Genomic DNA, 403 nt, shown 5'->3' on the forward strand with positions numbered 1-403 from the left:
GCCCCAGGTTGCGGAGTGATCGTCACCTCCCGCAACCGGCTGGCTGGCCTGGCCGGCGCCGCGGTGCTCGACCTCGGCCTGTTGCCCAACCAGGACGCCCTGCGGCTGCTAGAGAAGGTCGCCGGTGACGAGCGGGTCGCCGCCGATCCGGAGGCGGCGCGGCGGATCGTACGGCAGTGCGGCGGCCTGCCGCTCGCGCTGCGCATCTGCGGGGCGCGGCTGGCCTCGCGCCGCCAGTGGTCGGTGGCCCGGCTGGCCGACCGGCTGGCCGGCGAGCAGCGCAGGCTGGACGAACTGGCCGTCGGAGACCAGGAGGTCCGGGCTGGCATCGCCCTCAGCTACGACCTGCTGCCGCCTGAGGCCAGGACCGCGCTGCGCCGCCTGGGCCTGCTCGGCCTGCCGT

At 76.2% G+C, this 403-nt stretch carries 1 protein-coding gene; it reads left to right on the forward strand.

What is annotated here, in order from left to right:
* Window positions 1-15: 15 nt before the first annotated feature.
* The coding region (locus tag C1J00_RS44305; RefSeq protein WP_245936769.1) for an NB-ARC domain-containing protein at window positions 16-403 on the forward strand (388 nt) is incomplete at its 3' end.

This window comes from Streptomyces cahuitamycinicus (assembly GCF_002891435.1).
Lineage (GTDB): Bacteria > Actinomycetota > Actinomycetes > Streptomycetales > Streptomycetaceae > Streptomyces > Streptomyces cahuitamycinicus.